Raw genomic sequence first — 7,456 nt, 5'->3', positions numbered from 1 at the left:
GCCGGTGAGCCAGCCGCAGCCGTCCGCGGTCGCGGCCAGGCGGTGGCCGCGCATCCGGGTGGCGGCCGCGCCCGTGCCGGCGATCACCGCGAGGCCGTCCGGCGGGCAGCCCGGGGCGGCGGCGAAGGCGATCTCGGAGTCGGCGGCGACCCGAACGTGCGGGGGTGCGCAGCCGTGGCGGGCCAGTGCCGTGCGCAACGCCCGGACGGCCACGTGCTGCCCGCGGTCGCCCGCCCGCCCCGGGATCCCCGCCCCGGCGAAGCCGGCGACGACGGAAACGAGGTCCGCGGCGCCACCCGGGGGCAGCACCCGCCCCACGACCCGGGCCAAGCGTTCGGTCAGCTCCGGCTCGGGGACCGACCGCACGTTGGCCGCCCCGCCCGAGGCCGTGGCCCGTACGGGTCCCCCGGCCGCGGCCGCGACCGCCGCCCGCAGCCCGGAGCCGCCGCCGTCGATGCCCAGCACCAGTGCGGTCCCCGTGCCCCGGTCCCGTCCGTCCGGTTCCCGGCGCACCGTCAGCGCCCGTCGTCGCGCCGGTAGGGCCGGACGGCCTCGTCCGTGGCGGCCATCGCCTGCGTCGTCCGGTCGTACGTGCGTTGTGCCACGGCGACGTAGAGCACGTCGAGGACGGCCATCTGCGCGTGCCGGGCGAGGACCGCCTCGGCCCTGAGGCCGGCCGCGCGCACGCTGGTGGTGAGGACGAGTTCGGCGTGGAGGGCGAGCGGTGAGGCGGGGGCGTTGGTCACGGCGACGGTGGTGGCCCCGCGCGAGGCGGCTTCCGCCAGTACCTCGCGCGGCTCCCGGGTGCCGCCGCTGTGCGAGAGGACGAGGGCCACGTCGCCGCGGCCGAGTACGGCGGCCCCGGTGAGCGCCACATGGGTGTCGCTCCACGCCCAGACGGGCAGGCCGATGCGGTAGAGCCGCTGCTGGAACTCGGCGGCCATGGTGGCGCTGCCGCCGACGCCGAAGAGCTCGGTCCGGCGGGCGGCGGCGATCCGGGCGGCGACCTCTTCCACCACGGCCAGGTCCAGTCCCTCGACGGTGCGGGTGACGACGTCCGAGACGGTCGCGGCCACCGAGGCGGCCACCCGGGCGAGGGAGTCGTGCTCGCCGATGTCGGTGCCGATGTCGGCGCGCCAGGTGCCGCGCGCGTCGCGCTCCGCCCCCGACGCGGCGAGGGCCAGGCGCAGCTGCGCGTAGCCCGGCAGGCCGAGGGCGCGGCACAGGCGGGTGATGCTGCCGGTGGAGACCCCTACCGCTTCGGCCAGTTCGAGGATGGTCCGCGCGGCGGCCGCAGGGGGGTCGTGGAGGATGAACACGGCGAGGGCCCGCTGCGCTTCGGGCAGTTCAGGCGCGAGGGCGCGGAGTCGGTCGACTGTCTGGCTCACGGAGAACAATTCTTCATGATGATGGCGCGTTCCTGTCAAGGATCCTTGACGGTTCCACGACCGGGCCCCACATTTCTGGCCCGGCGAAGAAAAATGTTTCTCCTCCGACGAGTTGACCCCACTTCAGAAGGCAGGAAGAGCATGTCCTCATCCTTGGGGCGCGGGCCGCTGCGGCGGATCGGTGTCCTGGCCGCCGTCCTGGGCTTACTGGCCGCTCCGTCGGCCGGAGCGGCGTGGGCGGATACCGGGGCGGACGGGGTCCGCGGTGCGGCCCTCCCGGCGGGGGCTCCGACCCGGACGGCGGCGGGCGAGCTGGCCGCCGTCATCGACGCGGCGGCCCCGGCCGGCTACGCCGACACCTACGCGGGGGTGTCGGTCGACGCGGGGGCCGGCCGCGTCACGGTGTTCGCGACCGACACGGGCCGGGGCCGGGCGCTGGCGGCGGCCGCGGAGCGGTCCGCGCACTCCGGCGGCCGGGTCCGTGTGGAGGTGAAGGCCGCCAAGTACAGCAGGCGGCAGCTGGAGGCGGCCCGTACCGAGCTGGAGGCCGCGGCCGACGGCTGGCGCGCCTCGGGCCCGCAGGTCTCGATGGTCTCCTTCGGCGCGGAGGGGGACGGCCTGCGCGTCGCCGCGGACGATCCCGCGCGCGCGGCCGCACTGAACCGGGCCCGGCCGGTACGCCAGGGGGCGGGCGCCGGGGTCGATCCCGCCGACGTCCGGTTCCTGGCGGCGACGCCGGTGCCGGTGGTGGAACGCGACAACGACGGGGCGCCGCACTGGGGCGGGGCCACGATCACCTCGTCGTCGGCCCAGTGCACCACGGCCTTCGCCATGGACGTGCCGGGCTGGGACCGCTACATGGTGACGGCCGCGCACTGCGGCGGGGCCGGTACGCACTTCACCAGCGGCAGCAGCGACTACGGCACCGTCTTCAACACCCTGCCGTCCATCGACGCGGGGATCATCAAGACCGCAGGCGGCTCCAACTCCGGCGTGTACATCGGCACCGAGGGCCGGGCCTACGCGAACTGGGTCTGGTCCCTGATGGGCGAGGAAGTCTGCCAGAGCGGCTCGGTCACCCGCTACCGCTGCGGGATCTTCGTCACCGGTGACGCCCAGCACTGGGACAACGGCATCTGGGTCCAGGGCGGCATCGAGGCGTGCACCCGCGACGGCTCGGCCGCGGTGCGTCCCGGCGACTCCGGCGGCCCGGTGTTCAACTGGCGCGCCGACGGGAAGATCACCAGCCGGGGCGTGATCAGCTACGGGTACGCGTCCGGCTCGACCGGCGGGGGCCTCAACTGCATCGGCTGGTCCCAGACCGGCCACGTCCTCGCCTCCTGGCAGGCCTCTCTCGTCACGAGCTGAACCACCGCGCTTCCCCGCCCCGCCACCCGGACCGGGCGGCGGGGCACCCGCCTACTCGGGGAGTTCCGTCCCGCAGCGGGAGCAGTAGGCGGCCGCGGGTTCGGTGGCGAGGCGGCCGCAGGCGGGGCAGACCCGGTGCAGGAGGCAGGCCGGTTCGCCGCCCCCGGCGGGGGTGGGGGCGGCGGGGGCGATGACGAGGCCCGGGCGGCGGGTGTGGACCGTCAGGTACGCCAGGCCCTCGGGCCCCGCTGTCAGGGAGCGCCGGCTGCCGCGCGGGAGCCAGCACGCCGAGTGGGGCCGCAGCGGGTGCGGGCCCTCCGGGGTGTCGATCCTGCCGCCGCCGGCCACGACGACGAGCAGGACGTCGAGGAGGGGCTCGGCGTGCTCCGCGATGGCGGCGCCGGGACGCAGCCGGACCAGGTTGGAGTCCAGCCCGCGCCCGGCCCCGGTCAGCCGCCACAGTGCTCCGGTCGAGTCGGCGGGGGCTTCGGCGAGCACCGCGTCGAGGTCCGTGAGGACCCCGGCGGGACGGGGTTGCGTCATCGTGCGTGCCGCTCCTTCCCTGCTTTCGGCATGCCTTCGCAGTCATACACGAGCACGTCGCCCGCCCCACCGCGGTTCGCCGCCTTCCCCCCTCCCGGGGGACCGGCACCACCCCCCGGTGCCGGGCCGGGCACACGTGGCCGATACAGTCATGTCCGGAATGCGTCGGCCGCACACACGCCGGCCGCGCTGCCCCGCCCTCCGGTCGACCACCGGGCCGGGGCCGCCCGCCCTCCCTGCCCCGGCCCCGGCCCCGCACCGAAATCCCGCTCCCGCATGCCTTCCGCCACCACCCCCGCGCCCACCGCTCCCGCCGCGCCCGTCCCGGCGCCCGGGGCCCCGCCCCGGCCCAGTGCCGTCGCGGCCTTCCACAGCGTCAGCGCCGCCACGACCGTCCTGCTGGCCCTCGTCGCCATCGGCGCGGCGATCCACGAGCCGGTGCTGATACCCCCGCTCGCCGCCAGTGCCGCGCTGGTGCACAGCGCCCCCACCCTGCCCCTGGCGCAGCCGCGCGGTGTGGTGGTCGGCCATCTGATCGGCGCGGCCTGCGGCTACGCCGTACTGGCGGCGGCCGGCAGCTCCGCCTGGGCGGCGGCCCTGGCGGCCGGGCTCACCCTGGCCCTGCTGACCCTGGCCCGTACCCCGCACTCCCCCGCCGTGGCCACGGCCGTGGTGACCGTGCTGCAGTCCCCGGCGCCCGCCCGGTTCGTCCCGCTGCTGTTCGGCTCGACCGTGCTCCTGGTCCTCACCGGTTACGCCGGCTCCCGCATCCGCCGCACCGCCCCGAGGTACCCCGCCTACTGGTGGTGATGACCTGCGGGCGCGCCTGCGCCGCAGCGAGGGGGGCCGGGCGCTACTCCTTGTCCGTGGAGATTACGACGAAGGACGTGTTCGGGGCCCCTTGCTGGGTCAGTCTGATGGCCCGCGACCTGGAGGCCGCCCAGCGCTTCTACGGGGCGGTCGTGGGCTGGACCTTCCGTCCGGCCCGGTTCGGCTCGGCCTTCTCGATGGCCGTGCAGGACGACGTGCCGGTGGCCGGCATCGGGGCGCTGGCCAGTGATCTGGCGGTGGCGGTGGCCTGGACCCCGTACTTCGCCGTCGACGACGTGGACGTGGCGGCCGCCCGGATCCGCGAGCGCGTCGGCACGGTGGCGGTCGGCCCGGTGTCCTTCCCCGGCGGGGGGCGGGCGGCGCTGGTCGCCGACCCCGACGGGGCGGTGTTCGGGATCTGGCAGGGGCCGGTCTCCTCGGGATGGCGCGTGGGGCTGGGCCCGGCGCCCGCCTGGCTGGAGCTGCGTACCCGCAACGCCTTCGACGCGGCCCTCTTCTACGGGGAGGTGCTGGAGTGGGCCACGGGCCGCGCCGGGTGCTGCGAGGTCTCCTACGAGGAGGAGCAGGTCGTGCTGCGCCAGGGCGGGGAGCCGGTCGCCCGGCTGGACAGCGGTCCCGTGGAGGTGGGCGCGTACACCCCGCACACCCGTCCGCGCTGGCACGTCCACTTCCGCGTCCCGGAGCTGGAGCCGGCGGTGGAGGCGGCCCTGGAACTCGGCGGCCGCACCGTCTCGGTAGTCACCTCGGACGGCAGGGAGCGCTCGATCATGCTGCGCGACCCGGACGGGGCCCTGTTCACGCTGACCGAACGGGTGACGGGGTCCGAAACCGGTGAGACAGGTGAGACCGGTGAGACCGGTGAAGCCGGCGGAACAGGCTGAACGGGCCCCGTGACGCGGCCGCCCGGCGGCATCAGCCCAGGAAGCTCAGCCGCACCTGCCGGTCGGGGTTGTCCCTGTTCGTGTCGACCAGGCAGACGGACTGCCAGGTCCCGAGCTGGAGCCGGCCGCCGACGACCGGCAGGGTGGCGTGCGGGGGGACGAAGGCCGGCAGGACGTGGTCCCGGCCGTGGCCGGGGGAACCGTGCCGGTGGTGCCAGCGGTCGTCGGCGGGGAGCAGGGTGGCGAGCGCGGCGAGCAGGTCCTCGTCGCTTCCGGCACCCGTCTCGATCACGGCGATGCCCGCGGTGGCGTGCGGGACGAAGACGTTGAGCAGCCCGTCACGCCCGGCCGCCTCCTCGGTGAGGAAGCGCTCGCAGTCGCGGGTGAGGTCGGTGACGGTCTCGGCGCGGCCGGTCGTCAGGCGGAGGATCCGGGTGGTGAATCGGTCGGACATGCCGTCCATGATCGCGCACCCGGCCGGTGTGCCGCGCGTTCGCCGTCGCCGGGGTGCGTTGGGAGACTGGGCCTTGCTGACCATTCGCCCCGGCCCCGGCGGGAATGGTCGGACAGGCCTCAGCAGCGTGAGGAGGTGTTCATGGACCCGGAGGCGGCGCTGGACCGGATCGCCTTCCTGCTGGAACGCGCGCAGGCGCCCACGTACCGGGTGCGGGCCTTCCGTACGGCGGCCTCGGCGCTTACCCGAATGGGCGAGGAGGAGACGGCCGAGCGGGCCGCCGCCGGGACTCTGGAGGCCGTCAAGGGGATCGGGCCGAAGACCGCCCAGGTGGTGCGCGAGGCGCTGCTCGGGGAGGTCCCGCAGTACCTGCGGGTGCTGGAGGACGAGGCCGCGGCGATGCCCGAGGGGCCGCCGCCCGCCCCCGCCGCCCTGGCGCTGCGCGCGGCCCTGCGTGGTGACTGCCACCTGCATTCGGACTGGTCGGACGGCGGGAGCCCGATCGAGGCGATGGGCCGGGCGGCGGCCGGGCTCGGGCACGAGTGGGCGGTGCTGACGGACCACTCGCCGAGCCTGACGGTCGCCCGGGGCCTGTCGCCGGAACGGCTGCGCGAGCAGCTGGAGGTGGTGGCGGAGCTGAACGGGCGGTGGGCGCCGTTCCGGCTGCTCACCGGGATCGAGTGCGACATCCATCGAGTGCGACATCCTGCCGGACGGCTCCCTGGACCAGGAGCCGGAGCTGCTGGAGCGGCTCGACGTGGTGGTGGGTTCCGTGCACTCGAAACTGCGGATGGAGGCCCCGGCGATGACCCGGCGCCTGCTGGCGGCGGTGCGCAATCCGCTGATGGACGTCCTCGGGCACTGCACGGGCCGGCTGGTGACGGGCCGGACCCGCCCGGAGTCCACGTTCGACGCCGGGGCCGTGTTCGCCGCCTGCGCGGAGTCGGGTACGGCCGTGGAGGTCAACAGCCGTCCCGAACGCCTGGACCCGCCCCGCCGGCTGCTGCGCCTCGCGGTCGACGCGGGGGTCTTCTTCGCCATCGACACCGACGCCCACGCCCCGGGCCAGCTCGACTGGCAGATCCTGGGCTGCGAACGGGCCGCGGAGTGCGGGGTGCCGCCGGAGCGGGTGGTCAACACCTGGGCGGCCGAGGACCTCCTGGCCTGGACCCGTACCCGCCGGGCGCCGGCGTAGGCCGCCTCCCGGAAGGGTGCCGGGCCGGGCCCGCCCCTCCCCCGGCCTCGCGTTCGGGGGCCGCCGGTCAGAGTGACGCGGCCTGGCCGGCGCCGCGGGCCAGGAGCAGCAGGACGTCGCCGCCCGCGACCGCCATCACCCCGAGGAACGGGATCCGGCCGGGGGCCGCGGCCGTGGCCAGGAGCAGGGCGCCGGTCAGGGCGAGGAGGGTCCAGCCGTACGGGGTGACGCGCCCCGGCGGGCCGAGGACCAGGAGGGCCGCCGAGCCGAGGACGAGGAGGGCGGCCAGTGCGGCCGAGGTGCGGGCGCCGAGCCGCTGCGGGAGGCCGCGCACGCCCGTGGCGAGGTCGTCGGCGATGTCGGGCAGGACGTTGGCGAAGTGGGCGCCCGCCCCGAGCAGGGCGGCGGCGCCGGTGAGCCAGGGCGGCGGCCAGGGCGCACCCGGCAGGCCGAGGGTGACGAAGGCGGGGAGCAGGCCGAAGGCGAGGGTGTACGGGAGCCAGGAGGCGGCCGTGCCCTTGAGCCGCAGGTTGTAGGCCCAGGCGGCCGCGACCCCGGCGAGGTGGGCGGCCCCGGCCGCCGCGCCCGCGGCCAGCGACAGCGGTACGCACAGGGCCAGCGCCGTGAGGGCGGCGGCGGTCACGGCGGCGGCCGGCACCCGGCCCGTGGCCAGGGGTTTGTCGCGGCGGCCGGCGGCCCGGTCGCGCCGCAGGTCGACGCGGTCGTTGGACCAGCCCACCGAGAGCTGCCCGGCCGCGACGGCACCCGCCGTGAGGGCCGTACCGGCGGGGCCGCG

General features: G+C 76.4%; 7 protein-coding genes and 2 pseudogenes. 4 read left to right on the top strand and 5 right to left on the bottom strand.

Features of this window, described 5'->3' with window-relative positions; genetic code table 11:
* Positions 1 to 513, bottom strand: a pseudogene (locus VR44_RS26075) (BadF/BadG/BcrA/BcrD ATPase family protein); the annotation flags it as partial.
* Positions 514 to 515: 2 nt separating this feature from the next.
* The gene (locus tag VR44_RS26070; protein WP_169791049.1) at positions 516 to 1,388 is read right to left on the bottom strand and encodes a MurR/RpiR family transcriptional regulator; all 873 of its coding nucleotides are present in this window, start codon (positions 1,386 to 1,388) and stop codon (positions 516 to 518) included.
* Positions 1,389 to 1,529: 141 nt separating this feature from the next.
* Here VR44_RS26070 and VR44_RS26065 point away from each other — a divergent pair, with 141 nt between their 5' ends.
* Complete coding sequence (locus tag VR44_RS26065) at positions 1,530 to 2,756, top strand: chymotrypsin family serine protease (RefSeq protein ID WP_157880405.1); 1,227 nt, start codon at positions 1,530 to 1,532, stop codon at positions 2,754 to 2,756.
* Positions 2,757 to 2,807: 51 nt separating this feature from the next.
* Here VR44_RS26065 and VR44_RS26060 read toward each other — a convergent pair whose 3' ends face one another.
* Positions 2,808 to 3,299 (bottom strand): cupin domain-containing protein, encoded by a 492-nt coding sequence (locus tag VR44_RS26060; protein WP_045950038.1) that lies wholly within the window; start codon positions 3,297 to 3,299, stop codon positions 2,808 to 2,810.
* Positions 3,300 to 3,575: 276 nt separating this feature from the next.
* Here VR44_RS26060 and VR44_RS26055 point away from each other — a divergent pair, with 276 nt between their 5' ends.
* Positions 3,576 to 4,109 carry an HPP family protein gene (locus tag VR44_RS26055; RefSeq protein WP_045950037.1) on the top strand — a complete coding sequence of 178 codons (534 nt, stop codon included), beginning with the start codon at positions 3,576 to 3,578 and terminating at the stop codon, positions 4,107 to 4,109.
* 107 nt (positions 4,110 to 4,216) lie between these two features.
* The gene (locus tag VR44_RS26050) at positions 4,217 to 5,011 is read left to right on the top strand and encodes a VOC family protein (RefSeq protein ID WP_045950036.1); all 795 of its coding nucleotides are present in this window, start codon (positions 4,217 to 4,219) and stop codon (positions 5,009 to 5,011) included.
* Between the two features lie 31 nt (positions 5,012 to 5,042).
* Here VR44_RS26050 and VR44_RS26045 read toward each other — a convergent pair whose 3' ends face one another.
* Complete coding sequence (locus VR44_RS26045; RefSeq protein ID WP_045950041.1) at positions 5,043 to 5,465, bottom strand: secondary thiamine-phosphate synthase enzyme YjbQ; 423 nt, start codon at positions 5,463 to 5,465, stop codon at positions 5,043 to 5,045.
* 141 nt (positions 5,466 to 5,606) lie between these two features.
* Between VR44_RS26045 and VR44_RS26040 the strand changes: the two are divergent.
* Positions 5,607 to 6,660 (top strand): annotated as a pseudogene (locus tag VR44_RS26040) (PHP domain-containing protein).
* 67 nt (positions 6,661 to 6,727) lie between these two features.
* Here the strand turns inward: VR44_RS26040 and VR44_RS26035 are convergent.
* On the bottom strand, positions 6,728 to 7,456 hold a 729-nt coding region (locus tag VR44_RS26035; protein WP_045950035.1), incomplete at its 5' end, for a UbiA family prenyltransferase.

Origin of the sequence: Streptomyces katrae (genome assembly GCF_000966975.1) — a bacterium.
Classification (GTDB): Bacteria; Actinomycetota; Actinomycetes; order Streptomycetales; family Streptomycetaceae; genus Streptomyces; species Streptomyces katrae.
This window is presented reverse-complemented; position numbering and strand designations above follow the sequence as displayed.

Excerpts from the sequence above, each read along its gene's own strand:
- VR44_RS26065 (WP_157880405.1), top strand. The coding sequence starts at position 1,530 with ATGTCCTCATCCTTGGGGCGCGGGCCGCTGCGGCGGATCGGTGTCCTG.
- VR44_RS26060 (WP_045950038.1), bottom strand. The coding sequence starts at position 3,299 with ATGACGCAACCCCGTCCCGCCGGGGTCCTCACGGACCTCGACGCGGTG.
- VR44_RS26055 (WP_045950037.1), top strand. The coding sequence starts at position 3,576 with ATGCCTTCCGCCACCACCCCCGCGCCCACCGCTCCCGCCGCGCCCGTC.
- VR44_RS26050 (WP_045950036.1), top strand. The coding sequence starts at position 4,217 with ATGGCCCGCGACCTGGAGGCCGCCCAGCGCTTCTACGGGGCGGTCGTG.
- VR44_RS26045 (WP_045950041.1), bottom strand. The coding sequence starts at position 5,465 with ATGTCCGACCGATTCACCACCCGGATCCTCCGCCTGACGACCGGCCGC.